27 protein-coding genes and 1 pseudogene are annotated in these 25,184 nt (G+C 66.7%); 20 read left to right on the forward strand and 8 right to left on the reverse strand.

The genetic code is table 11. The features are described from left to right. Positions 1-1,323 precede the first annotated feature (1,323 nt). From WDA27_09470 to WDA27_09490, 5 genes and pseudogenes are all read left to right on the forward strand, one after another. Positions 1,324-1,572, forward strand: coding sequence for a PLDc N-terminal domain-containing protein (locus WDA27_09470; GenBank protein MFA5891161.1), 249 nt, complete (start codon positions 1,324-1,326; stop codon positions 1,570-1,572). After that, positions 1,569-1,832 (forward strand): annotated as a pseudogene (locus tag WDA27_09475) (DUF433 domain-containing protein). The gene WDA27_09470 and the pseudogene WDA27_09475 overlap by 4 nt, the downstream one beginning before the upstream one ends. A 200-nt stretch (positions 1,833-2,032) precedes the next feature. Then, complete coding sequence (locus tag WDA27_09480; GenBank protein ID MFA5891162.1) at positions 2,033-2,260, forward strand: DUF433 domain-containing protein; 228 nt, start codon at positions 2,033-2,035, stop codon at positions 2,258-2,260. Positions 2,261-2,262: 2 nt separating this feature from the next. Next, positions 2,263-2,634 carry a DUF5615 family PIN-like protein gene (locus tag WDA27_09485; protein ID MFA5891163.1) on the forward strand — a complete coding sequence of 124 codons (372 nt, stop codon included), beginning with the start codon at positions 2,263-2,265 and terminating at the stop codon, positions 2,632-2,634. Between the two features lie 2 nt (positions 2,635-2,636). Beyond that, a complete protein-coding gene (locus WDA27_09490; GenBank protein ID MFA5891164.1) occupies positions 2,637-3,833 on the forward strand; it encodes a glycosyltransferase in 1,197 nt (398 codons plus the stop codon). Here the strand turns inward: WDA27_09490 and WDA27_09495 are convergent. After that, entirely contained in the window at positions 3,767-4,471 is a 705-nt protein-coding gene (locus WDA27_09495; protein MFA5891165.1) for a class I SAM-dependent methyltransferase, read from the reverse strand. The genes WDA27_09490 and WDA27_09495 overlap by 67 nt on opposite strands. 21 nt (positions 4,472-4,492) lie before the next feature. Between WDA27_09495 and WDA27_09500 the strand changes: the two genes are divergently transcribed. From WDA27_09500 to WDA27_09520, 5 genes are read left to right on the forward strand one after another with little or no spacing between them, the layout of a single operon-like run. Next, entirely contained in the window at positions 4,493-5,629 is a 1,137-nt protein-coding gene (locus WDA27_09500) for a glycosyltransferase family 4 protein (GenBank protein MFA5891166.1), read from the forward strand. Continuing rightward, complete coding sequence (locus WDA27_09505; protein ID MFA5891167.1) at positions 5,626-6,804, forward strand: glycosyltransferase family 4 protein; 1,179 nt, start codon at positions 5,626-5,628, stop codon at positions 6,802-6,804. The genes WDA27_09500 and WDA27_09505 overlap by 4 nt, the downstream gene beginning before the upstream one ends. After that, positions 6,801-7,766 carry a glycosyltransferase gene (locus WDA27_09510; protein ID MFA5891168.1) on the forward strand — a complete coding sequence of 322 codons (966 nt, stop codon included), beginning with the start codon at positions 6,801-6,803 and terminating at the stop codon, positions 7,764-7,766. The genes WDA27_09505 and WDA27_09510 overlap by 4 nt, the downstream gene beginning before the upstream one ends. Then, positions 7,766-8,980 (forward strand): glycosyltransferase family 4 protein, encoded by a 1,215-nt coding sequence (locus WDA27_09515; protein ID MFA5891169.1) that lies wholly within the window; start codon positions 7,766-7,768, stop codon positions 8,978-8,980. Before WDA27_09510 ends, WDA27_09515 begins: the two co-directional genes overlap by 1 nt. 17 nt (positions 8,981-8,997) lie before the next feature. Then, positions 8,998-9,711, forward strand: a complete 714-nt coding sequence (locus WDA27_09520) for a class I SAM-dependent methyltransferase (protein MFA5891170.1) — start codon at positions 8,998-9,000, stop codon at positions 9,709-9,711. Here WDA27_09520 and WDA27_09525 read toward each other — a convergent pair. From WDA27_09525 to WDA27_09550, 6 genes are all read right to left on the reverse strand, one after another. Further along, a complete protein-coding gene (locus tag WDA27_09525; GenBank protein ID MFA5891171.1) occupies positions 9,708-10,256 on the reverse strand; it encodes a hypothetical protein in 549 nt (182 codons plus the stop codon). The genes WDA27_09520 and WDA27_09525 overlap by 4 nt on opposite strands. Further along, positions 10,253-10,561: a helix-turn-helix transcriptional regulator gene (locus WDA27_09530; protein ID MFA5891172.1), complete on the reverse strand. Its 309-nt coding sequence runs from the start codon at positions 10,559-10,561 to the stop codon at positions 10,253-10,255. Before WDA27_09530 ends, WDA27_09525 begins: the two co-directional genes overlap by 4 nt. Before the next feature lie 21 nt (positions 10,562-10,582). After that, positions 10,583-11,257 carry an HAD-IA family hydrolase gene (locus WDA27_09535; protein MFA5891173.1) on the reverse strand — a complete coding sequence of 225 codons (675 nt, stop codon included), beginning with the start codon at positions 11,255-11,257 and terminating at the stop codon, positions 10,583-10,585. 85 nt (positions 11,258-11,342) lie between these two features. Continuing rightward, a complete protein-coding gene (locus WDA27_09540; GenBank protein MFA5891174.1) occupies positions 11,343-11,504 on the reverse strand; it encodes a ClpX C4-type zinc finger protein in 162 nt (53 codons plus the stop codon). A 6-nt stretch (positions 11,505-11,510) separates the two neighbouring features. Then, positions 11,511-11,786: a hypothetical protein gene (locus WDA27_09545; protein MFA5891175.1), complete on the reverse strand. Its 276-nt coding sequence runs from the start codon at positions 11,784-11,786 to the stop codon at positions 11,511-11,513. A 63-nt stretch (positions 11,787-11,849) separates the two neighbouring features. Next, complete coding sequence (locus WDA27_09550) at positions 11,850-12,803, reverse strand: FkbM family methyltransferase (GenBank protein ID MFA5891176.1); 954 nt, start codon at positions 12,801-12,803, stop codon at positions 11,850-11,852. 209 nt (positions 12,804-13,012) lie between these two features. Between WDA27_09550 and WDA27_09555 the strand changes: the two genes are divergently transcribed. The 10 genes from WDA27_09555 to WDA27_09600 all read left to right on the forward strand — a co-directional run bounded on the left by WDA27_09555 (position 13,013) and on the right by WDA27_09600 (position 24,511). After that, positions 13,013-13,975 (forward strand): NAD-dependent epimerase/dehydratase family protein, encoded by a 963-nt coding sequence (locus WDA27_09555; protein ID MFA5891177.1) that lies wholly within the window; start codon positions 13,013-13,015, stop codon positions 13,973-13,975. Then, complete coding sequence (locus WDA27_09560) at positions 13,976-15,121, forward strand: glycosyltransferase family 4 protein (GenBank protein ID MFA5891178.1); 1,146 nt, start codon at positions 13,976-13,978, stop codon at positions 15,119-15,121. Then, entirely contained in the window at positions 15,111-16,706 is a 1,596-nt protein-coding gene (locus WDA27_09565; GenBank protein MFA5891179.1) for an oligosaccharide flippase family protein, read from the forward strand. Before WDA27_09560 ends, WDA27_09565 begins: the two co-directional genes overlap by 11 nt. Then, a complete protein-coding gene (locus WDA27_09570) occupies positions 16,699-17,562 on the forward strand; it encodes a class I SAM-dependent methyltransferase (protein MFA5891180.1) in 864 nt (287 codons plus the stop codon). The genes WDA27_09565 and WDA27_09570 overlap by 8 nt, the downstream gene beginning before the upstream one ends. Next, the gene (locus WDA27_09575; protein MFA5891181.1) at positions 17,553-18,377 is read left to right on the forward strand and encodes a glycosyltransferase family 2 protein; all 825 of its coding nucleotides are present in this window, start codon (positions 17,553-17,555) and stop codon (positions 18,375-18,377) included. The genes WDA27_09570 and WDA27_09575 overlap by 10 nt, the downstream gene beginning before the upstream one ends. Beyond that, positions 18,374-19,222: a class I SAM-dependent methyltransferase gene (locus tag WDA27_09580; GenBank protein MFA5891182.1), complete on the forward strand. Its 849-nt coding sequence runs from the start codon at positions 18,374-18,376 to the stop codon at positions 19,220-19,222. Before WDA27_09575 ends, WDA27_09580 begins: the two co-directional genes overlap by 4 nt. Further along, positions 19,219-19,830 (forward strand): acyltransferase, encoded by a 612-nt coding sequence (locus WDA27_09585; GenBank protein MFA5891183.1) that lies wholly within the window; start codon positions 19,219-19,221, stop codon positions 19,828-19,830. Before WDA27_09580 ends, WDA27_09585 begins: the two co-directional genes overlap by 4 nt. Beyond that, the gene (locus tag WDA27_09590; GenBank protein ID MFA5891184.1) at positions 19,827-20,738 is read left to right on the forward strand and encodes a glycosyltransferase family 2 protein; all 912 of its coding nucleotides are present in this window, start codon (positions 19,827-19,829) and stop codon (positions 20,736-20,738) included. Before WDA27_09585 ends, WDA27_09590 begins: the two co-directional genes overlap by 4 nt. Positions 20,739-20,942: 204 nt before the next feature. Further along, a complete protein-coding gene (locus tag WDA27_09595) occupies positions 20,943-22,469 on the forward strand; it encodes a family 16 glycoside hydrolase (protein MFA5891185.1) in 1,527 nt (508 codons plus the stop codon). A 71-nt stretch (positions 22,470-22,540) separates the two neighbouring features. Further along, positions 22,541-24,511 (forward strand): S8 family serine peptidase, encoded by a 1,971-nt coding sequence (locus WDA27_09600; protein ID MFA5891186.1) that lies wholly within the window; start codon positions 22,541-22,543, stop codon positions 24,509-24,511. Here the strand turns inward: WDA27_09600 and WDA27_09605 are convergent, their stop codons facing one another. Further along, positions 24,512-25,165: a DUF3105 domain-containing protein gene (locus WDA27_09605; protein MFA5891187.1), complete on the reverse strand. Its 654-nt coding sequence runs from the start codon at positions 25,163-25,165 to the stop codon at positions 24,512-24,514. Positions 25,166-25,184: the final 19 nt, after the last annotated feature.

A 25,184-nucleotide genomic window follows, 5' to 3' on the forward strand; every position in this document is an offset into this window, starting at 1 on the left:
CACCGCCGCCGCCGCCAACGCGGCCTCGGGCGGCTAACTCCCGTAGAGTTTGAGGCCGTGTACGAAGGAGCCCTTGCAGCGTGAAAGGCTCACAAGCTACGAGTCAACCAGATCGGGGGCAGTCCCGACTGTCCCCCTTCGGCGTCCAGCCTCTGACGTGCAGAGACGTTGGGAGGACCTGGGATGATGAGGAGAGTTGACCGAGCCCGGCTCGGTGTGGTGATTGGAGCGGCGGCAGCGCTTGCCGTGAGCGCCTGTGGCGGCTCCCCGTCTGGGTCTGTGATTCCGCCACAGACCGCCTCACCGTCCGGCCCAGTAGTGGCATCGCCGACCACATCCAGGAATCCGACTCCCGTATCCACTCGGCACAGTCTTGTCGATGAGTTCGTCAATTCCGCGTACCGCGTGCTCGGCGTGGTGGAGAACACGAAGGCGCCTTACTACCTAATCATTGCAACTGAACGCGCAAGGGCAGATTGCGGAAGTGAAGGTGAGCCGGAACGTTGCGTGAATGATGCGGCCTGTGGATCCATGTACACGTCGGAGTACTGCTATTTTTTCGTCGAACCAGCCTACGCCAACGGCGCCGATCCACAGACGCGATTCGTTGCGCGGTGGCGCAGTGAGAAGGATGAGATGGACTCCCTGGAGATCGCCTCTATTCGATTCCTCAGTGCCAGCAGGATGAGATTCCAGTCCTCCGGCGGAGATGGGTGTGTAGGTGTCTCGAATCTCTGGGAGTTGAACTTGACCGATGGCGCGATAAGACACATCTCTCGCGATGAGGATGTCGATTGCGGCCCATGAACTCGATGGATCGCCGCCCAAAGCGCGGCTGGAACTGACGCTCGGCTTCGCCTCGCGCGGGTCAGCGGCTGGGACGATGGACGGACAGCGACCCCCCCACGAAGATCTCCACTGAAGAGAAATCGGGAAACTGCGCGGCTGTCGATCGGTAGGGTCACCCACCGAGGATCCCCACCCAGCCTTGCCGGTTGGACTACTGTCGCCTGCAGCCCCCCGACGGCTGTCCTCGCCTCCACTGTGGTAGGCCCCGACTGGCGCGCGCGCGCCCTAAGAACGCCGGTGCGCGCGCCGTTCTATATGGGCGGAGCGTCCAACTGAGGCATCCGGTGGATAATGACGTTTAGCCCGAGGGGGGAGGAAGCAGAGAGGGTTTCCGCTCCCTTACTTCCGCCGGGGATTGGCACAATGATTGGACTACAAACATGTCGAGCATTGCCAGGCGCGCGCTATCCTGTCCGCGCGTGATCTTATTGAGGTCCGCATAGGCAGGAGTCGCGGCTGAGGCAGGGGGAACTCATGGTCTTGGGAGTGGATGTCGGACCGCAAGAGCTACTCGTTTTGCTCGTCGTGTTCGTCTCGCCCATCTGGGGCATCATCGATGCGGCGCTCCGCCCCGAGACGCAGTGGCAGGGAGCCAGCCAGAACAAGGTCGTGTGGATCTTGATTCAGCTGTTCCTTGGATTCATCGGCACAATCATCTACTTCGCTGCGATCCGACCGAAACTCAAGCGGGTTTCCGCAGACGCCCAAGCCTCGCCGGAATGACCGGGGGAGTGCCCAGCTCGTCGAGGTTGGAGTGCCCGGTGCAATACGAATCATGGAACTACCACGATCGGATCACGATCTAGCCCGGGAAGCGCGGGGGAAAGCCCTGCGTTCGCGGGCTGCGAATCACGGTGTACGACGTGTTGGGCTATCTCGCCTCGGGGATGAGTGAATCAGAGATCTCGCGCGACTTTCCCGACCTTGAGTTGGAAGACATTCGCGCGTGTCTCGCGTTTGCCGCCGATCGTGAACGCAAGCTCGTCGCGGGCGACTCCCGTATCAGTCGCTCCTTAAGATGTTCCTCGCCGAGCGGATCGAGGAGGAGTCGCGGAGATCGCGCGCGGGGTGAATCGCGCGGCTTCAAGTCACCTGCGGCGATCGTGACGTTTGCTGAGGACCGGGCCCGTTCGAGGGCGTGCTGGGCGGGGATTGGCCTACACTTGGGGACAAGGAGGTACTCATGGATTGGGCCGACCACATTGTCGCGACTCCCGACACGCTTCACGGGGCGCCGCGATTCCGGGGAACACGGATCCCTGTGTCCGTAGTCCTGGACAGTCTCGCAGCCGGCGTCAGTGCTGAGGACCTCCATCGGGATTACCCGAGTCTCCCCGCAGAAGCAGTACCGGCAGCTCTCGGGTATGCGGCCGACCTGGCGCGCGACCGGATCGTGCCTCTCAGCGCGTAACTGTGGCGTCGGTCAAGCTCGACGAGAACATTCCCGACTCGGTTCGTGATGTCCTGCGGAGCGCGGGCCACGATGTAGTAACGGTTGCCGAGGAGGATCTGCTCGGAGCTAGTGATGACGCGGTGCTTCGCGCGGCTGCATCGGAGGGACGTCTCCTGGTCACTCTTGACTTGGACTTCGGGGACATCCTGACTCATCCTCCCCAGTCCGCGGCCGGCATCGTTGTCCTTCGCCCACATCGTCAGACCCCCACGCTCGTCCGGGAGCTAGCCGCGTCGGTCGCCGCACTGCTTCACCAGGAGCCCATTCGTGGCAGGCTCTGGGTGATCGACGAGGCCAGGTTGCGAATATGGCCTGGTGGGGATCCCGACTAGATGTGGGGGTCTCTCTGACCGTGCGCGCGCTTTTTGTTGCTCCGTATCTTCCGACGCCGGGGTCGGGGGGACGGACGCGGTTGCTCAACTTGATGTCGCGCTTGTCGCAGCGTCACGACGTTTCGTTGGTTGCCTTCACGTCGGCGGAGCAACAGGCGCACGAGAATCCTTATCCGGGGATCGTGTTGGCGCCGCCGCCGAAGCGCGCGCGCCCCGGCGGTCCGACGGGTGCGGCGGTCTTCTACCGTGAGAAACTTCAGCGGTTGCCGGCGTTTGTCTCGTGGATGGACTCGCCGGAGATGCATGCGGCGGTGCGGGATGCGGTCGAGCGTTTCCACCCCGACGTGGTGCAGGTAGAGACCACCGAGATGGGGCAGTACCTCGGAGACATCCCCGCCGGACCGGCGCGCGTGCTGGATCTGCAGGACGTCGCGTCGCGGTGGTTTGGCCGCGTGCGGCGCCACGGTGACACACGCAAGCAGCGCGCGCTGATGGGCCTGGAGTTCCTCAAGACGCGCGCGTACGAGACTCGGTGCGCGCGCATCCCCGAGGCGGTCTTGGTTTCGAGCGCGATGGACGGGGTGTTCCTGCGCGGACTCACTGGGGTGGACGCAGTCGAGGTCCCCAACGGGGTCGACGTCGCTTCGTTCAGTCCGATGCCGGAGGTTGCCGAGGAGCCCGGGGTGATCTTGTTCGTCGGGCCGATGACTTACGACGCGAACTTGGATGGGATGCGCTGGTTCGCGCGCGAGGTGCTCCCTCTGGTGAGGCGCGAGGAGCCGGGCGCGCGCCTGGACCTCGTGGGCACTGCGGCCACGGAGTCATTCGGCGACGGGGTGCGGGTGCTCGGGCGGGTCGAGGACGTGAGGCCGCACTTGGCGCGCGCCCCGGTGTCGATCGTCCCGGTGCGCGTTGGGACGGGCACGCGCTACAAGATCCTCGAAGCGCTATCGATGTCGCGCGCCGTCGTGTCCACCACGGTCGGGGCCGAGGGTCTGGGTCTGGCCGACGACGAGCATCTGTTGCTGGGCGACGAGCCGGAGGAGTTTGCGCGCGCGGTGGTGACGTTGCTTCGGGACCCGGCGCGGCGCGCGCGCCTGGGTTCGGCGGGGCGCGCGCACATCGCGGCGCGCTACGACTGGGGCTCGATCGTGGGTCGCGTCGAAGAAGTCTGGGACCGGGTCGCTTCGACCAAGTAGCTGTAGTAGGGGCCGAAGCTCAGCGCGCGCGCCACGGCGGCGGCTGCCGCGGGCGTGTGGCGGCGGACACGTCCGAAGGCGCGGAAGAAGAACCGCCGGGTCTCCAATCGCATGATGGCGAGGTGCAGCGGCAGGTTCTCGTTGCCGCGCGCGCGCACCGTCCACCCTGCCGCCCGCAGCGGCTCGGTCACTTCTTGGAGTTCCGGCGGTTTCTCATTGAGGTGCTCTGCCAGCCAGTCGGGGAGCTCAAGGTTGCGCCTGCGGTAGTACGCGGCCAACCGCCCGTCGGCCTCCGCCGAGGGCGCTCCCATTGGTCCTCCAACGATCACGCGGCTCCGCGCGACCCGCATTGCCTCTTCGATGCAGCGCCGACGAAGGTCCTTTGGGATGTGTTCCAGGGTGTCCATGATCAGCACGACGTCGACGGAGCGATCGGCAAAGGGCAGATCCACGGCGGTGCCTCGGATGGGGGTTAACAGGGGACCAGGCGGCCCGGGAAAGCGGATTTCCAGCCCAAATGTTCGGTGTTCTAGGTAAGCGGAAATGCCGTCTGAACCGCTGCCGACCTCCAGCACAGGGCCCTGCTCGCCGCGAAGAAGCGGCAGCACGGAGGCGTAGCGCACCAGTTGATTGATCACAGGCCCCTATTATTCGTGACGATGCCCAAGAACCAAGACACCTTGCGCGTCCTGGCAATCAGCCACGCGGCGGTCGTGGAGACGAACCAGGAGCCTTACGACGCCCTGGCGCGCGCCGGCGCGTCGGTGACCGTCGTCGTTCCTCGTGCCCTGCGGACCGACATCCGCGGGCGGGTTCGCCTGAGAGAACTCCCCGGGAGCGCGGCGCGCGTGATCGGGTTGCCGGTGCTGCTCGGTGGATACCGTCAGGCGCTCGGCGGGCAGCGCGGCATCCACTTGCTGGTGTACGCGGGACTGCGGCGCGCGGTGGCGCGCGTCGGACCCGACGTGATCTTTGTGGAGGAGGAGCCTTTCTCCTTTGCCGCCGCGCAAGCGGCGCGCCTGGCCGAGAAGGCGGGGTTGCCGTTCGTGGTGCACGAGAACCAGAACATCGAGCGCCGCTTGACGCCGCCGTTCGGGATCATTCGCCGGATGGTGCTCTCGCGCGCGGCGGGCGTGACGCTGCGAAACCGCGACGCAGAGCAACTGGTGCGCGCGCACGGATTCCGCGGGCCGGTCGCCGAGTTCCCCCACGCGGTTGATCTCTCGCGATTCTCGGGTGGATCCCGCATGGCCGGGCTCCCGCGTCCGGTGATCGGGTTCGTCGGGCGCCTGGTTCCCGAGAAGGGCATCCTCGACCTCGTCGAAGCCGTCGCCGGAATCGGGTCCTTGCTCGTCGTCGGCGATGGACCGCTTCGAGACGCAGCACAAAGGATCGCGCACGCGCGCTCCGTCCCGCATCGATTTCTTGGAGCGATCCCGCACGACGAGGTTCCTGCGTGGTACGGCGCGATGGACGTGGTCGCGGTTCCCTCGCGCACCACGCCGACGTGGATGGAGCAGTTCGGGCGGGTTGTGATCGAGGCGAACGCGGCCGGCGTTCCGGTCGTGGCTAGCGACTCCGGCGAGTTGCCGGCGACGGTTGCGGCGACCGGCGGCGGGGTAGTGGTTCGCGAGGGGGACGCGGCAGCGCTTGCGGGAGCGTTGCGGAGCCTGTGTGCCGACGACGCTCACCGGCGCGCGCTGGGAGAGGCGGGGCGCGCGGTCGTTGCCGCGCGGTTCACCCCGCAGGTCGTCGCGCGCGCGCTGCTTGACTTCCTTCTCGAGGTGGCGCAGTGAGGGTTCTGCAGGTCGCTCGCTACGGCAGCGTCAAAGGCGGCGCCGAGACTTACGTCGCTGCGGTGTGCGAGGGGTTGCGCTCAGACGGGCACGAGGTTGTGCTCGCGTACGGGAGCGATCCCGACATGGAGCGTCCCGAGGTCGAGACCGGGTACGCGATTCCGGCGCTTGCTGGCGGCGACGCTATCGAGGGCGCGCCGGCTCTGGACGAAGCGATCGAGGATTTCCGGCCCGACGTCGTGCACGTTCACACGGCCGATGCGGCTTGGGTGGCGCCGGCCGTCGCGCGCCGGGCTCGGGTCTTGCTCGCGGTTCACGATCACCGGTTGGATTCGCCCGCGGGCACGAAGTATTGGGCTGCGTGGCGCAAACCTTGCACGATCCGCCCGGGCGCGTGGTGTCTGGCATTCAACGTCGCCGGCCACTGCGGGTCGCTTCGCGCGAACGCGTCGCTTCGGCCGTATCGAGAGTGGCGCGCGGCGCGCGCGGCCGTGCTTGGGTTGCACTTGCAGGCCTTTAGTGAGTACATGCGCGGCGAGTTGGTGCGCGCAGGACTGGACTTGCCGATCATCACGGTGACTCCCTACCCGGTTCCGCCGCCGACGCCTTCGCTCGACCCTCGCGACGACGATCCGCGTCCGGTGATTCTTGCGAGCGGGCGCCTGAACAAAGAAAAGGGGTTTCGCCAGTTGATTGAGGCGGTCGCGCGCGTGCGTACTGCGGCGCACTTGGTGATCGCCGGCAGCGGGCACGAGCGCGATGCGCTGGAGAAGCGCGCGCGCTCGGTCTACGGGCCGCACAGGATCACGTTCACCGGATGGCTTTCGCCCGAGGCGCTGGAGGGGTGGCGCGCGCGCGCAGCCGTCATCGCGGTTCCCTCGATGTGGCCGGAGCCCTTCGGCATCGTCGGCTTGGAGGCTATGGCCGCGGGGCGCGCGGTGGTCGCGTTCGACTCCGGCGGGATCCGCGAGTGGCTCACCGACGACCTCAACGGCCGGTTGGTGCCCACCGGGGACGTGCGTGGATTCGCGCGCGCGCTCGAAGAGCTGCTTGGTGATGAGTCGGCGCGCGCGCGAATGGGCGCCGCGGGGCGCGCGCGCGCCGAGACCGAGTTCTCGCTCGCGGCGCACGTCGAAAAGCTGACCACCTTGTATCGAGCCGTGGGGTCGCGATGACGGTGCCGCGCGTGTCGGTGGTTGTGCCGGTCTACAACGGCGGCGGCTTGATCGCCGGGTGCATGGCGTCGCTCGATGCGCAGACGCTCGCGCCCGAGGACTACGAAGTCATCGTGGTTGACGACGGTTCCCGCGACCGTACACGTGAGGTTGCCGAGGCGTTTGCGCACAGTGCGCGCGCGCCCATGCGGGTGATCGCGCAGCCGCAGAAGAAGGGTCCGGCCGCCGCGCGCAACGCAGGGATCGCCGCGGCGCGCGCTTCGGTGATCGCGTTCACCGACGCGGATTGCGAAGCCGATCCCGACTGGCTTGCTCGCGGGCTCGCCGCGTTGGATGCAGACTTGGAGAGCACGGGAGTCGAAGGGCGGACGCTGCCCAAGGGCGACCCCGGCACGCTGACGCACCAGATGCGCAATGAGACCGGCGGTCTATGGATGACCTGCAACATGCTGTACCGGCGTTCGGCCCTGGATGAGGTCGGCGGGTTTGACGAACGATTCCGCCTGGCGTTCCTGGAGGATTCCGACGTCGCGTTCGCTTTGCTCGACCGCGGAGCGCGCATCGTGTGGGATCCCGACGTCGTGGTGCGGCACCTGGTGCTTCCCATCGGGCGCCGCAAGTTCGGACGCGAGGCGCGCAAGCGGTTCTACAACCCGCTGCTGTACAAGAAGCATCCGGAGATGTACCGGCGCCACTTGCGCGGAGTGGTGCCCGGCTTGCCGCCGCTGCATTTGAAGTACATGGGGTCCGTAGGCGCGGTGTGCGTGTTCGCCGCGGCTGGGTGGTGGATTCCCGCCGCCGTCGCCGCGCTCCCGGCCGGCCTGTTCGCCAAGCGCGTCGCTCACGCGTACCGTGCACACGATCCGCTGTCGATGATGCAAGCCGCGGCACATCCGTTCGTGCAGACCTACTGGGTTGCGCGCGGCGCAGCGCACTTCCGCTCGTTTTCTTGGGACATCTGATGGATATCGCGTGTGTCGTGCGCCGTTCCTTCCCCGGCCCCGGGGGGATCGCGACCGCGTTGCGTGTCGTTGCGCGCGAGCTTGCGCGCAGGCATCACGTCCGGGTGTGGGCCGCGCGCGTGGACGCGGCGCCGCTCACCCGCTTGAACGCGACGCTCGGCGCGCAGTCGTTTGCCCCGATGTGGATCGACCACGTCGAGGTCCGTCCGGTTCCGATGGGGATCTCGGGGATCGCGGCCGCGGTTCCGATGTCGCTGATGGCCGTCCCGGGGCTTCGCCGAGTCGGGTACGGCGCCTTGCGCCGCGCGACTGCGCCGGCTTACGTGCACGCGGTCGCTGCGCGCCTCGCCGAGGACTGGGGCGAGCCGCACGTCGTGCACTGTTGGGGCGGCGAGGCTTTGAACTGGGCCGCGGGTCGCGCGGCGCTTGAGCACAGCCGTCCGCTCGTGGTCACGCCGTTCGCGCACCCCGGCGCGTGGGGCGACGACGACATGAACGTGGCCTTCTACAAGAGCGCAGACGCCGTGTGCGCGTTGCTTCCATCCGAGGCTGCGTTATACGCGGCTCTTGGAATCGACGAGAGCAAGATCCATGTGGTCGGCGTTCCTGTGACACCGCTTCCCAAGGGTGGACCCGATGTGCGCGCGGCGTACGGCATCGACGATGCGCCGCTAGTGCTGTTCCTCGGAGTAAAGGAGCCCTACAAGGGCTACCGCGCACTACTGGAGGCTGCGCCCGCGGTCTGGGCGGAAGTCCCGGACGCGAGATTCGCTTTCGTCGGTCCGCGGACCGAGGCATCTAAGGCCGATTTCGCGGAGGTAGATGATGATCGCATCGTGGAAGTCGGCATGGTCGCCGACGACGTGGTTGCCGCGTGGCATCGCGCGGCAAGCGTCTACTGCCTGCCGTCGACGAGCGAGATCATGCCGGTCGCGATCCTAGAGGCCTGGCAGTACGAGACGCCGGTCGTCGCAGCCGAGTGGTGGTGCGCGCGCGATTTGATCACTCATGAGCGCGACGGGATCATCGTTCCCGCGCAGCCGAACGAGCCTCCCGACCCGGCGGCGATCGCATCGGCGCTGATCCAGATGCTGCGCGATCCGAGCGGCGCGCGCGACATGGGCATCGCCGGTCGCGAGATGGTTTCCGAGCGTTACTCGCCCGCGGCCGTGGGCGCGCGCCACGAAGACGTCTACCTGTCGGTGATGCCGTGAAGCAGTGGCTTCGTGATATGGACCGTCGTCGGTTCAATGGACGGGCGCGCGCATGGTGGAACCGCAACGCGGTGCTCGGCGGCGGTTGGGGGGAGTTCCTCGACGAGGTCGAGAACGTCGCCGACGGCGCGCTTGTGATCGACGTGGGAGCAGGCGAGGCGGAGTTGCGCGCGCGCGTTCCGCGCGCGCGCTACGTCGCGATTGACAGAGGAATCGGCCATGCCGGTTGGGATTATTCGGCTCTAGACGCGGTTGCCGACGCGACCGCGCTCCCACTCGCGTCCGGAGCCGCGGATTTGGTCGTCTCCAAGCAAGTCCTCGAGCATCTGCCCGAACCGGTGGATGCGCTTCGCGAGATGCGCCGCGTGCTGCGGCCGGGGGGAACGGTGTTGCTCTCGACCAATCAGCAGTGGCCGCAGCACCAGCAGCCGCACGACTACTACCGCTTCACTTCATTCGGGTTGCGCTACTGCTTCGAGCAGGCGGGGCTTGATGTCGTTCAGATGCGCGCGATGGGCGGAGCGTTCACCGTCGCGCTGTTCCAGGTTTCCCAAACGCTCGCGCCACACCTGTGGTCGCGCACCGCGCGCGGCCGCGGCATCGCGACGGTTCTGCTTTCACCCTTCGCTTTGCTCATGCGCACGGCTATGCCGCTGGTGACTCTGCTGGACCGCCTCGACCGAACCAAAGACAACACCCTCGGCTGGTACGTCCTGGCGCGCGCGCGCTAAGCGCGCGCGCGGCCGACCAACTCGGCGAGCCGGAGAGTGCGGACATCCTCGGCTCCCAGCAGCGATCGCAAGATTGTCAGGGCTTGCTCGCCGATGGGCGCCTGGGTTTCCAGGACCGCTTCGATGTCTGCCCAGTCCCTGGTCCTGTTGAACATGGCCTTGAAGACGACAAGTGTGTGCCCTGCGAGGATGGGGATCGTGGTGCCTTCGAAGGGGACCCTCACGACGGCTTCGGCGGCGGCGTGGTGGAACTCGTGGGTGTCGAAGAACAAGTCCACCGGAGTGTCGTCCCACATCACGCGGACCTGTCCGTCGCGCTTCGCCGCCGTCCGATGGGTCTTGCGCACCGCGACGCCCTTCGGCATGGCATCGAGCGCCTCGTCGGCCCGATCGGACGGGAGGAAGACGTTCAGGTCGAGGTCGCGCGTTCCTCGCGGCTCTTCGGTGAAGTACGCGAGCGCAATCGCTCCACCGAACGCGTGCCGTACTCCGGCGCGCTCCAAGGCGACGTGGATCGCCAGGAGGCGACCGGCGAGAACGCTCATCCGACTTCGCGATGGAAGGGCGGAAACGACAGGGTGCGCCGTGGTCGCCAAGGCAGGCGCTCCGCGAGGTCGAGGACTTCGGAGAGCACGCGCGCGTTGCGCTCGAGGTCGATGCGCGGGGCAAGGCGCAGTTCGAATCCGGCCGCCGCGAGGATGGCGGCGAGAGCATCGGCGCCGGGTTGGCGGTTTCCGCGCTCGTAGGCGTTCAGAACCGACCTGGGGATGCCGGCCTTGCGCGCGAGGGCGGCCTGGCTGAGTCCGGCGCGCGCCCGGGCGTCGGCGAGCAGTCCAGATGCGACACTCATGACGCAATGTTAGCGGATCCGCTAACGCTGGGGTAGGGCCTTGCCGGCGCGCGCCAGGATGTCGGGCAGGGTCTGGCCTGCGAGGGATTCCAGCACGGCGTCGGCGCCCTCCATCGGGAGGCGGCGGGTGAGGGCGTTTGGGATCGCGATGCAGGTGAGGCCGGCGGCCTTGGCGGCGCGGATACCGTTGGGGGAGTCCTCGAAGGCGACGGTGTTGTCGGGGCGCAGGTTCAGGCGCGCGAGCGCTTCGCGATATGAGGCCGGGTCCGGCTTTGCGCGGCCGACGTCGTCGCGACAGACGATCGCATCGAACTCCTCCAACCCGGCTGCGGTGCGGTAGCGCTCGACGTGGGAGCGCGTCGAACTGGAGGCGATGCCGACGCGAAGTCCGGCAGCGCGCGCCTCGGAGATACGTTCGGCGGCGCCCGGCATCGGGCGGCATCCGTTCATCAGTTCCCGGAAGGCCACCTTGTGCTCTGCCTGTAGGACCGCCCGGTCCAAGGTCTGGTCGAGGGCCGACTCCAGGTGGGCCACGGGATCGAAGGCGCCGACCGTTCCGATGCACTTCGCCCAGTCCTCGAACGTCAGTTTGGCTCCGCGCGCGAGATAAACCCGCTCCCACGAGGAGAAATCGGGCACTTCGGTATCAACCAGTAGGCCGTCGAAGTCGAAGATCAGTCCGTAGACATCTGACAAGTCGGATGCACAATTCTCAGCCGCAAGATGGACGATCCGTTTCCCGAAAGGAAGAGTAATGACAAACTGTCGTGTCGCACCCGCGTCAGCGGTTCGGCTTGCTCCCTTCGGCCAGGCTGACGGCTTTGCGGGCGCACTTGTCGCAGATGTAGATTCCCGGCCCGGCGACGAGCGCTTGCCCTTCCGATCCTGCGCGTCCACAGAAGGAGCAATGCAGCTTGTCCCGGCCTTTGTCAAGAAGCTCCATCGCGCATCACATTCCCAGATTGTAAAGAAACGCTCCGGCGCACTGAATCAAACCGCCTCCACCCCCGCGACAAATCGTCCAGGACTTCGCGGCTCCACCCCAGTTGAGGAGCGGGGGATCGAATCCGCCTGTTCCGTCCATCACGATATCGATTGCCTGGCAAGGTGCGTCGACAGCGTGACAGGGGTCGTTGTCCGACTCGGGTCCGGCCCAAGCTGGCGAGGCACCGACACCAAGCGCCGCGACGAGCATTCCAACCATGAGACGTCTGCTGATGGCCATTGAAACCCTCCCCAGGTCGAAGCCACCGACATTCCGGAACATAATGCTGGCCGCGTCGGTTGGTCAAGGGGATCGCTCGGGTGTGTTGAGGGGATCACGGGTGAGGCCCGATGTAGGGCACGGGCTGGACGTCACGACCCCCGAACCGATCCCGGGCGGCGCTAGCGGAGGAGCTCGTCGCTCGGCCGCGAATGTCTCGCAGCCGAATTCAGGGCGCGCGCGGCGCACTGCGACGCTGAAGCCCAGATGCTCAATGCCGCGCACGAACTCGCCGCATGCGCGGGTGTCGCCGTGGACCTCGACGAACAGCCGACGCGCGCGCGCCAGGGCGGCTCCGTCCCGCGCGAGGACCTCGTGCTCGGATCCCTCGATGTCCATCTTCAGAACGTCAACATGATCGAGGCCGTGGCGGTCGAGCAGTTCGCCGAGGCGGATCCCGGGAACGACCACGGTGTGTCCGGGTCCGGCATCGGCGCGCGCGCTGCCGTGCCGTGGGTTGGACCCGATTGTGAACGCGACCCCGCCCGGTGGCGGATCGCCGACCACGCAGACGTGCTCCACTGCCGCGCGCGGGAACTTGCTTCGCAGTTCCTCGGCCAGGCTCGGGTTCGCCTCCACAAGAAGCACGGTGTCCAGTCGGCAGGTCGCTGCGAAGTGGTAAGCGGCCATTCCGGTGTTGGCGCCGAGGTCGACGTAGGTGCGCGCGCTCGACAGGTCGAATGGAGAGGTGTACTCGCCGCCGAAGAAGACCTCGCGGAACGAGGCCAAATCATCCCGCGCGAAGGTGACGCGCAGTGTCATTGGGGTGTCGTCCGCAGCGGGGATGTGCTGGGTGAACCCGAAACGACGCAGTGGAGAGAGCGCCGCCTCGGCTGCTCGTCGCGCGGAGGGAGAACCGGATTCCGCCAGCCAAGCCAACTTGAACAAGGGGTAGCGGGCGAGCATACGGCGCCGGTCGGACGCGTCGACGCGGTAGGTGCGGCAGTAGCCGTTTACGAGGTCCAGGAAGTAGCTCACGCGTCCTCCGCAGGTTGGTTCACGCGCGCAAACGTAGCGGCGCGGGGACGCGGATGCACGCACCCGCCCGTTTCGCTGTCTGTGTCACGGTTTGCCCGGGCGAATCTTTCGCGCGCAGGCCGCCGGGCGTCGCGCGCGCGCGGCCCGCTCGTTGAGAACTGTGAGCGCCGTGTCGGTCCGGCGCCACGACGGAGTAAGGGGCGACCGTCTTGAGCCATCATGTGCCGGCCCGCGTGCTCGTCACGGGCGGAGCCGGGTTCGTCGGCAGTCATTTGGTTGAGCGCCTCATCGCGCGCGGGGATCAAGTGACAGTGCTCGACGATCTTCGAAACTCGACCACCGAGAACTTGTCGGCGGTCGCGAACCGAGTTCGCTTCGTCCTCGGTGACTGCGGCGTTGCCGCTCGACTCATTGCCGAGGAAGAGTACGACGTCGTATTCCACTTGGCTTCGCCGGCATACGTTCCGCCTTCGGTCGATGATCCCATCGGAGACTTGCGTGCGAACGCCGAGCAGACGCTGCTGATTCTTCAGGCTCTGCGAGACCTCTCGTCCCGCCCTCGGTTGGTGCATGTCTCGAGCGCGGCGATCTACGGTCAGCCGAACGTGCAACCGATTCGCGAGGAGTGCCCTCCGTCGCCGGTGTCGCCCTACGGTGTGGACAAGTTCTGCGCTGAGGAGCATGTGCGCGTCGCGTCGCTTCTGCACGGCATCCGCGCCACCGTCTTGCGTTACTTCCCGGTTTACGGGCCGCGCCAGCGCAAGCAGGTTGTGTACGACCTCGTGAACAAGCTTCGAGTGAACCCACGGCGGGTCGAGGTGTTCGGAACGGGGCGAGAACTGCGCGATCTGGGGTACGTGGACGACGTCGTTTCGGCGACGATCGTCGCGGCCGACTGCGCGCCCGCGCGCGGGGAGGCTTTCAACGTCGGCTCCGGCCACATGGTCACGATCGCGCAACTCGCCGAAACGATCGCGCGCGCGATGGGAGTGACGCCGGAGATCGTGTTTACCGGATCCGTCCGCCCCGGCGATTCCGAGCGGATGGTGGCCGATATTTCGAGACTCGGAGAACTGGGATACGAGCCGGCAGTCTCGTTCGAGGCCGGTGTGTCGCGCACCGTTGCGTGGGCGACCGGGCAGTCCCCGCAAATGGCCGAAGGGGTCGCGTAGATGCGCGTCGCATTCGTGCCTGCCGCGCGCCTGTTGTCGGATCGCGCCGCGAACGGTGAAGCGCTGATCGCGGCAGCACTCTTGCGCGCGCTGGCGGCTCGCGGGCACGACGTGATCGCCTACTGCGAGCGCGCGGAGGGCAGCTTCGACGGGATAGATGTCCGGGAGATCTCGGTCCGGGGCCCGACGGTCGGGGCGGGGCGCATTGCGTTTGCCCGGCGTATCGCGCGCGACTGCGCTACGCAGAACCTCGACGTTGTGCACTTGCTGTTCCCATTCACGACCGCGGACGGATACACGCTGGCCGGCGGTGCTCCGCTGGTCGTCGGGCCCGTGAACCTGCCCTGGCCGCAGGTCGCGTCGCGCCGCGGGAAACCGGCCGCGCGCCTCGCAGCCGTGGTTACCGATTCGATTGAGGCGAGGCTGCACCGACGCACGCTGGCGCGCGCGGATCGGATCTTGGTGACCGGGTCCTCCTCGTACGAGGCGATCCCGTTGCAGGTTCGTGAGCGCGCCGTTGAGATCCCCTTCGGCGTGGACGTCGAGCGGTTCGGCGCGACCCCGCTGCCGCACGATCCGGTGATCGTGTTCTTCTCGGTCTTGTCCGAGCGCAAGGGTGTTCGCGTGTTGCTGGAAGCTATGCCGCATGTCCTGCGCCGGATTCCCGCCGCGCGCCTGGTGATCGCCGGCGACGATCCGACCGGGTTGCGGCCGGCGCTCGAGGCGCGCGCGCGCGAACTCGGGGTTGCGGTGGAATTCATTGGGGCGGTCGAGCCGGCGCAAGCGCCGGAGATCTATGCGCGCGCGCGCGTCGTGTGCCAGCCCAGTTTTGGGGAGCCCTTCGGCATGACCGTCGTCGAGGCGATGGCGAGTGGACGTCCGGTGGTCGCTACCGGATCCGGAGGCATTCCCGACGCAATCGTGGATGGCCGCGGCGGACGACTTGTCCCCCGCGGAGACGAGCGATTGCTGGCGGATGCGCTCGCGTCGGTCCTGGCCGATCCGCTCGGCGCGGAAGCTATGGGGGCATTCAACCGCGCGCGCGCCGAGCGGCGATTCGCACTCGCACGCGTTGCCGAACGCATCGAACTGACCTACGAGGCTTTGGCGGCCGGGCGTTCCGTGGAGCACGCGCATGCCTCCTGAAGTCGCACCCGGCGTCGTCGAGCATCCGGAGCTGGATGCCGGTCCGACCGCGCACCCCGAACTTGATTCCTCGCAAGTCAAGAGCCTGGCGATGCGCGGCTTCGGAACCCTGCTCGTGCGTACGATCGGGCAGCGCGGCCTGCAGATGGCGGGCAACATCTTGCTTGCTCGCTGGCTGGCGCCGGAGACCTTCGGCATCTACGCGATCGTCAGCTTTGTTGTGGGGATGGCGGGGTTTCTCTCGGACCTCGGGCTCGGCGCGTCGCTGATCCAGCGTCGCGAGCGCTTGACCGAGCGGGATCTGCGAACCGCGTTCTCGCTCAGTCTGATGCTGAACCTCGTCGTGGTCGGAACGCTGTGGGCTGTTGCGGGTCCCCTGGTGCGCGCCTACCACTTGCACACAGTCAACGTCCTTGCCGTACGCATGCTGGCCGCGTCGATTCTCTTTTCGACGTTTACCACGATTCCGTCGATCAGGCTGGAGCGAGAGCTGAAGTTCGGCCGCCTCTCGGCCGCGGATTTGTCGGGGCAGCTTGTGTACGTGCTGATCGCCGTACCTCTAGCATTCACGTTCCGCCATCCGAACGTGTCGCTCGCGCGCGCCGACGACGCGGTGTGGTGCTTCGTGTGGGCGACCCTCGCCTCGCGCGCGGTGCATGCGCTGGTGATAAACGTGTCGTCGTGGTGGCGCCCGCGACTCGGGCTCGACCGTCGGGCAATGCGCGCGATGCTTGCCTTCGGGTTGCCGTACCAAGCGAACGGATTCGTCAACGCGATCAAGGACAATTTCGTGCCGACGTTCATCGCGTTCGTCGCCGGCGCGAAGTCCGTCGGCTACGTGATCTGGGCCGTCGGGATGGCGACCAACGCGCTGTTCTTGCTGCCGATCGTCAGCCGAGTCACGTTCCCCGCCTACGCGCGCCTGCAGGACGACCCTCCCGCGCTGAAGGATGCCATCGAGAAGTCGATCAAGTGGGTTGCTGCGACGGTGTTTCCGACCACGTTGCTGCTGGCTGCGCTGGCCAGACAGATCGTCGAGCACGTCTACGGTCCCAAGTGGTTCCCCGGGCTCACTTCCTTCTATCTGCTGTGCATTCCGATGATGAACGCGGCCTACTCGACGGTGATCGTCAGCGCGTTGTACGGACTAGGGCGCGCGCGAGCGGTGTTGCGGCTGACGCTCATCTGGGCGGTGGCCGGTTGGGCGCTCGGGGTGCCGCTGACGTTGTGGATCGGCAAGGACGGATTCGCGCTCGGGATGTTCGCTGTGTCGTGGTTGGCGGTGCTCAGCGTGCGCGAGATGAACAAGGTTGTGCGTGTGAACTTCGTTCGGCCGCTGCTTCGGATTTTGGTCTTGTCGGCGATTCCCGCAGTCGTCGTCGCGAGCTTCGCTCGGTTCGTGGTGCACGACTCGCTGCAGTTGGTCGCGGTCGGGGCTTTGGGAGTAGCCGGATACCTTGGGCTGATGTTCGCGGCCGGCGAGCTGGACGACGTGCGTGCGATGATCCGGCGCGCGCGCGCGCCTATCGCGCCTGCCCGCCCTCCGGCGCCGGTTGCGGCGGAAGCGGTGACCGATCGTGCGTAGCCCTGTGGCGTCCCCGTGCGCGGTCTGCGGCGGCGACCGTCGTCCGGCTCTGCGCATGGACGCGTGGAGAATCGATCGTTGCGGAACGTGTGGGCTGCACGCTCTGTCGCCGCAGCCCGATGGCGTTCGCATGGAGGAGTTCGACGACGGATCGGCCTACGACGTAGCGTTCGCGCTCCGTGAGCCGATCCTGGCGCAACACGATCGCACGCTCGACGCGGTCGAGCGATGGGTCGGCCCGGGACGCTTGCTCGACGTCGGCAGCGGTCCTGCGTTCCTGTTGGAGGCTGGGCGCGCGCGTGGATGGGACTCCGTCGGCGTGGACCCATCGTCGTTCGCGGTGGAGCATGCCCGCGGGCTCGGTTTCGAGGCGCACGAGGGGATGCTTGAGGACCTTCGGCTGGAGGAAGGCGGCTACGACGCCGTCGCGCTGCTGCAGGTCGTCGAGCACCTGGTGGATCCCCGTCCGCTCCTGGCCGAGTGCCGGCGCCTGCTTCGGCCCGGCGGTGCTTTGGTCGTGGCGACTCCGAACCCGGTGAGTGTGCTGGCGCGCGTGAAGCGCGAACGGTTCAACTACTGGATTCCACCGACGCACTGCGTGTGGTACACGCCCGACGCCCTCGGGCGATTGCTGGACGCCGCAGGTTTCGCTTCCGCGTGTCGCTCCACTTGGAGCGCGCGCGCGCCGGGGCTGCACGACGGGGAGGACATCCTCGCCTCGACCCGCTTCGGACGGCGCATTCCGGTTCGCGCGCGCCGCGCCGCCGGCGACATCCTGGTGCGCGCGACCGATGCATTTGGACTTGGTTCGATCGTTGAGCAGATCGTGCTGCGGCGGGAGGCCGAATGCGACTGACGGTTGCGATTCTGGCCCAGGACGAAGCGCGCATGATCGAGCGCGCCGTCGCTTCGGGCCGGTTCGCAGATGAGGTCTTGGTAATCGACGGTGGCTCGACAGATGCCACCGTAGAGATTGCGCGTCTTGCTGGCGCGCGAGTCGTCGGGCGCCCCTTCGACGATTTCGCGCGCCAGCGGAACTTCGCCCTCAAGCAGGCGCACGGGGACTGGGTGCTTTTCGTCGACGCCGATGAGCGGGTGACGCCGGCTCTGGCGCGTGAGGTGCTGTCGCTTCTTGCCGGCTCGCCCGACGCAGATGCTTACGCCGTCCCGCGCGAGAGCATGGCGCTGGGGCGACGTTTGAAGTGGCATCCGGGCGGTCCCGACGCGCCGGTGCGGCTGATGCGACGCGATGCGGTGCGCTGGGTCGGCTTGGTTCACGAGCGGATTGAGGGCGCGCGCCGGACCGGACGCCTGTCGGCCCCTCTGGTGCACTTCACGCACCGGTCGGTCTCCGAGGTCGTGCGCAAGATCGATGCATACACGGAGTTCCAGGCTTCCGAACTGGTCGCGCGCGGGGCGAAGCCTCCTGCGGCGCGCACGCTTGTTGCGGCGTTTCCGAAGGCCTTCGTTCGCTTGTGGCGCTCGGGCTTGCGTGCGGAAGGGGGCGCCGGCGCCGTAGAGGCAGTCCTTCTTGCGTTCAATGAGGCGCTGGTGGTGGCTAAGGTGTGGGAGAAGACCCGGCCGGAACCCCTGCAGGAGACCTACCGGCGGGCCGACGAGGAACTGGATCTGCCGGAGCCTCGCGACGACGGGACCGAGGAGGTGCAGTGAACAAGGCCGCCGGCACCCAAGCCACGGTGTGCGCGTGCGGTGGCGCGCGCTACCGCAGGGTGCTGCGCGCGGACCGCTACTGCACCTACGGCGTCAACACGGAGCCGTTGGAGTACTCGTTGATCCGCTGCCTGGCATGCGGCTTGGTGCGGACGTCCCCGGCACCCGAAGACCACGATCACAGCTCTTATCGCGACGACGCGTTCGTCGAGACTTACCTTGCCCGGGAAGAGCTTTTCCAAAGATTGCTTCGTTCCACGATGGACGACATTACCCTTCTCGCTCCGCCGCCCCGACGTTTCGTTGATGTCGGCGCGAACATCGGGACCATCGTGAGCATGGCGACCGCTCTCGGCTACGACGCGACCGGCGTGGAGCCGAACGAAGCAGCAGCCGAAGTCGGCCGCGCGCGCGGCTTGCAGATGATCTCAGCACCGCTGGTTTCCGCGGGGTTTTCCGACGAGAGTCTCGACATTGTTTGTCTCTCGGCAACCGCCGAGCACGTCGCCGAACTCGACCAATCTCTTGCTCTTTGCAGACGACTATTGCGTCCCGGCGGAATGCTGTTCGTCGCAAACTCGCCGAACTACCGGTCCTTCGGCGCGCGATATGAGCGCGCGCTCTGGTATGGGATCCAACCGACGGGACACGTCTGGCAGTTCTCGCCGGCGACCCTTCGCGCGGTGTTCGCGCGCGCCGGGTTCCGAGTAGTCTTCGAGCGAACCTTCAACCTTCACCGCGATTTCGGACGGAATCGCAAGGAACGGCTGCGCAAGGCCGCCTTCGGACTTGCGGCGGCCACGGGGTTGGGGGACGCGCTTTCGATGGCGGGGGTACGGCCGTGAAGGACTACGTTGCACGCATGCACCGGCGTATCCACGATTACGAGGATCGCCGCGACGCTCCGAAGTTCGGATCCGTCGGCGTCGGGTCGCTGATCCGAATGCCTTCGATGTTCCATCATCCCGAGCGCCTTTTCGTCGGCTCGGCGACGACGATCCACCCCTACTGCCGGATTGAGATCGTTACGGAGAACCCACACTTGGAAGGTCCGCCGCTTCCGGAGCGCGATGCGCGCATCGAGATCGGCGATCGGGTCGTGATCAACTCCTTTGCTCACTTCGGTGCGATGCAGCGCATCGTGCTCGGCGACGATGTCGGCATCGCGTCCGGGGTGTGTATCGAGGATCACCAGTACGAATACGAGGAAGCTTCGGACGTCATCCCGCTGAAGAAGCAACCCTTCCGTGTGGCCGAAGTGATCATCGAAGACGGCGTGATGATCGGGGAGCACGCTACGGTCTTGGCCGGCGTGCGGATTGGACGCAACTCGTGGGTGGGTGCGAACTCGGTTGTGACGCGAGACGTTCCTGCGTACTCGGTCGTCGCAGGCGTTCCGGCCCGGGTGATCCGCCGGCGCGATTCCGTGACGGGGGAGTGGGAGCGGGCGTGAAGACGACGGCCGTCGTGCTGAACTGGCGGCAGCCGCACGAGACGATCGCGGCGCTGTCGTCTCTTCGCGATACCGGAGTCGACGCGATCGTCGTTGACAATGCCTCGGGAGACGGGTCCGTGGATGCGATCCGCGATGCGTACCCCGGCGTCGTGATGATCGAGAACGGCGTCAATGCGGGATATGCCGGCGGCAACAACACCGGGATTCGCCTGGCCCTAGACCGGGGGACCGATGCGGTGCTGGTGCTTAACAGCGACGTCGTGGTGGAACCGGGTGCGCTCGATTTGCTCACCCAGGCTTTGCTGGATCACCCGGAGTGGGGGATCGCCGCACCGGTGTCTCTGTGCCGCGACGACCCCTCGATCGTCGACTTCTATCGCGCGACCGTCGATTTGGATCACCTTGCGGTGCATGCGCAAGGCCGGGATGAGCCTCTCGGCGAACTCGGCGATTGTGAGACCGACTACGCCACGGGCAGCGCGATGTTGATCCGGCGCTCGCTGATCGAGGAGATTGGTCTGTTCGACGAGCGGTTCTTCCTCGTGTGGGAGGATGTTGACTTCGGGGTGCGCGCGCGCGCCGCGGGTTCGCGAATCGGCGTGGTTGCGCGCGCGCGCGTCCACCACGGGCGCAGCGTCTCCTTCGGTGGCGAGGCGACGCCGATGTACCAGTACTTCTTCGTGCGCAACTCATTCCTGATCGTCGCCAACCACTTGCGGGGCGTGCGGCGGGCTCGCACGCTTCGGGCGATCTCGCGCCGGTATCGCGGATGGATTAGTCAACCGCAGACCTCTCAGCCGGTCGCGCGTGCGATCGAGCTGGGGCTCGCTCATGGGCGCGCGCGAGCCTTCGGGCCCCCTCCAAAAGCCGCCGAGTTCGATGTGCCCGTTTCGCCCGGCTCGTAGGCAATTGCCGGGGGAGGTTCGCACCGCTTCGCGACGAACGGGCCCTCGGTCCGCAATCTGAGCAATGCGTAACCATGCTTGATTGACCCGGTAAACATGGCGTTTCTGGGCACATCTGTGGCAGGAGCGACAGGTTGAACAGAGAAACCTTCGATTGTTCGTCGCATCTGTCGGCGTCCGTTGCGGGTTGACGAAGGAGCGGTGATGAGAACAAAGCGGTGCGCATCCAAGCGAGTGGGGGCGAGCGCGGCGTCTTTCGTCCTTGCGCTCGGGCTCGCGGTATCGGGCACCGGTGTTGCGCATCCCATCACGAGCGGTTTCCAGACGAACTTCGACGTCGAGGCTCCCGGTCCGTTGCCGGGAACTAATCCCACCGACTCCTGGGAGATCAAGAGCGGGGCGTGGACCGTTGAGGACCAGTCGATGAGCGATACGCCGACGGCCGGGGCCAATCGGGTTCTTGTCCAGCAATCACGCGCCGCGGTGCCCAATGAGCCGATGCTGTTCGTGCGCGGCAGGGTCTTCCGCACGTTCACCGCCGAGGTAACCGCAGCCATCATGGACTCACAGACGGCGCTTGGTGACCTGCCTCCGGGAGTCAGCGTCGGCATGGTCTTCCGCGCGCCGGTCACCGAAGGGGTTGCCGACAAGGACAACCTGTATCTCTTCAGTGCCGTGGTCACGGGGATCAATGGCGACTTTCCCACCGGCAAGATCTATGCGCTGTGGAAGCGCATCGGCCGCGGGTACTTCCTGTTGTCGACGAAGATGGCGCCTACGTGGGCGGATCTCAGCAAGCCGCATCGGTACAAGGTGGTCGTCGCCGGCGGACGCATCCAGGCCTTCGTGGACGGACGCATGGTGATCGATCACACCGATGTTCCCTCGGGCGACACTCCGACGGCGGCCGACCCCTTCCCGGGTCTGCCTTACGACTCCGGCGCGGTTGGGCTGCGAACTTCGGGAACGCGCGCGTGGTTCGACAACTTCACGGTTGTCGGTGACGGAGCGTACGAAGGCAGGGCCAACGCCGGCGATGTTTATGCGAGCCACGGGGAGAACGGCCAGGTCCGGCGCGGGACGTCAATGCAAGCGACGCAAGAACTGGACCGGTACCGGGCCGACGCGGCCGACACCGGGTACCAGTACTCCGAAGACGACTTCGAGGAGGCGAAGGTCACTTCCCTCGACAACCCCGGCGGCGGCTCGCCGTCGGCGGGTGCCACGCTGCGCACGTTTGCCTCACGGGGCAAGGTAACGTCCGAGGTCCGCTTGGCCGGCGTTAGTGTGGCGTTTGCCGATCCGTCGCAGAAGGTAGTGGTGTCGATCGGCGCGCAGTCGCTTGAAACTGTTGCCTCCGCGACTTGTACCGCCACCGCCTCCGCGGTCAATCTCCAGAACGCGTCGATCTCGATTCTGCTGTCCAATCCCGGACAGGGGGTGCCGGACACGGTGATCGGTCCGATTCCGCTTCGAGAGTCCTACCAGCCGAACACGGTGATCTTCGATCAGCCGGGGTATGTTTCGATCGTCGCGCACGCGCGCTCGGCAACTTCGGAACCGAAGCGGGTGGACGTTGCCGCGCTGAAGATTGTGATCGCGGGAGCCGGAGTCATGATCCCGGCACAGAATCTCCCGGTCCCGAATGGTCGCACGTCCGCGGTTTCCATGCCGAGCCCCGCGCTTGAGTTCACGCTTGGGCAGGCAGTCGCCGGACGGTACTGCGCCTGAGCGACGCATGGGAACTCACGCTCGCCCAACCGGAACCCGGCGCGCACGGTGTGCCGGTGGAGCGCCGACGTATGCGTAGCAGCAGGATTCGACGGGCCGTCCTCGCGATCTGTGTCGCAGCGGCAGGGGGGGCTGCCGTGCCCGCGCCGGCTGCGTCCGTCCCTGCGTCGTCCGAGTTCGTTCCCGGTCGAGTGCTGGTGAAGTTCGCATCCGGCGCGCGCCCCTCACAACGCCGTGCGGCACTCGCTGCGGTCGGCGGTGTCGTCGAGCGCAGGATACCGGTGATCGGAACCTCGGTCGTCCGGCTTTCCGCGGGCGCGGCAGTCATCGCTGCCGCGCGACGCCTTTCCTCTCGCGCCGGAGTTGAGTACGCCGAGCCCGACTACGTCGGTCACGTGGCGCTGCTTCCGCAGGATCCGTGTATCGGGGGGTGCGATTCCGGTCGGCAGTGGGACGTCGGTGCCGTCAATGCGTTGGGGGGATGGGATGTCGCCCCGGGTCGCTTCTTCACCCAGGCCCAGAAGCGCGACACCGTTCCGGCTCCCGTCAAGGTCGCAGTCCTAGACACGGCCATCGATACCACGATGCAGGACTGGATCAACGCGGAACCCGGTCCCATCTCCGCAGCGTTCGACGCTGCCAACGGCGGCCAGATCGACACCGCCGATGCGGCTGATCACTTTGTTTCCGCGGCCGACCGTGGAGGCTCGGCCGCCTACCACGGCACCTTCGTTGCCGGAATTCTGGGCGCAGCCGCGAACAACGCACATGGAATTGCCGGGTTCGCCTACTCGGCGCAGATCATGCCGGTCGAGGTGGTAGACGGGGCGGGTCGAACGAAGGCCTCGGGGCTTTCCGAGGGCATCCTGTGGGCTTGGGAACACGGCGCGCGGGTGCTGAATCTTTCGCTCGGGTTGACCGAGTACTCGCAAACCGTCCAGGCAGCCATCGCGGCCGTGACCACCGGCACCGACACGCGTCCCGGATCTCTTGTGGTCGCTGCCGCCGGCAACAACGCGAACGACGCGCCTTTTTACCCGGCGCAGATGCGCGGCGTGCTTTCGGTCTCCGCCGTCGATGAGGCGGACCGGCCGGGGACGTGCACGAACCACAACGCTTCTGTGGGCGTGGCCGCCCCCGGGGTCGGCATCGTGTCGCTCGATCCGCGCACGCCGAGTGGGTTCTCGACGGGCCCGTGCGGCACCAGCACGGCCACGCCGCATGTCTCAGCCCTCGCGGCTTTGTTGTTTGCACAGGTTCCCGGCAGGACGCCGTCGGAGGTGTCCGAGATCATCAAGCGAAACGCCGACGACGTGAACGCCGTCGCATACCCGGGCCGCGACGACTACTACGGCTCCGGCAGGGTGAACTTCGAGCGAGCGTTGAAGGACGGCATCGGCCCCGTGGTAGACCGAGTCGCGGCGTCGTTTCCGCGTGCGGTCGGCGGCTCGAGCGAAGTGACGGCGACCGGGACGGCGCGCTCGGCCGTTCGTCCGATCCAAGCTGTTGAGTGGTTCCTGGACCTCCCCGGCTCGCCGGGCTCGGGGTTCGCCGCCGGGCAGCGCCTTGACGCAGCCGACGGCGTCTTCAACTCCGCGGTCGAGTCGTTGCGGGGACAAATCCTCGTGCCGCTCAACATTCCGACCGGGGTCCATCGCTTGTTCGTGCGAGCCTTCGACGGAGTCGAATGGGGAGCATGTTCCGTCGGGCCGCTGATCGTCGACCGCACGCCGCCCAGGCTGAGCGCGTTCGAGGTGACGCCCGTCGTCGTCCCGGTGCAGGAAGATGCGGCCACGATCACTTTCGATGTGTCCGACGACTACGCCGCGACGGCGACGTACTCGTTCACTGTTGTTCGTGACCTAGTCGGGACGAACGAAGTCGTCTATCAGTCGGCGCCCGTGACGGTCTCTCTTCCTGCGAGCGCAGTCGCGTACTGGAACCCACAAGTTACGGATGTCGGCAGCTACACCATCCAACTCACGGTCGGGGACGAGGCAGGAAACCCCGCCCGCGGGATGGTTTCGACGGTAGTGCTGTAGCTAGTTCGGAGTTCCCGGGAGGTTGTTCTCGGGCCCCTGATCCTCGTGGACGTCCCGGAACTTCTCCGCCACCGCCGCCACCGCCACCGGGTCCGTCGGAGCCTCACAGGTCATCAGCTTGGTCCACGCGGTGAACGCGAGCGTATACGGCATGTCCGCGCGCGGTGCCATGAATACGTACTTGTCGTGCTTGCTGGTCAATTCCTCGAGCTTCGTGCGAATCGCCTCCGGCAGGGCGTCGGTGTATTGGATGCCGACGTGTCCGTGCTCGAGGTTGTGGACCTGCAATTCGCTGGGAATCGGGGTGGCGTGGATTCCTGTGTTGGCCTCGCTCTGCGAGTGTGTCCCTGAGGTCGGAGGGTTCGAGTTGTAGTCGACGGTGGTCGCGCTCGTCAGATGTTCGCGGCCTTGATTTGGCGGCGACTGCAGTTTCGAGCATCCGGCCGCAGCCGCGAGTGTGTCCAGGGAGGCGACTTTCTTAGTTCCACCATTACCGCCTTGGACGATGATCCCGCCGAGCGCCAGGGCCCCCACGACGATCACCAGGGTCACAACCTTGCGAACCTGCTGCTTGCGTGCCGCACGCCGTGCGTGCTCTGCTCGCTGCTGCTTTGCCGTGTCGCGCCGTCCTTGCCGGGCCTTCTTGTTTGCCACGCCTGCCTCCTTTGAGTTC

The sequence above is a fragment of the Actinomycetota bacterium genome (assembly GCA_041658565.1).
Lineage (GTDB): Bacteria > Actinomycetota > AC-67 > AC-67 > AC-67 > JBAZZY01.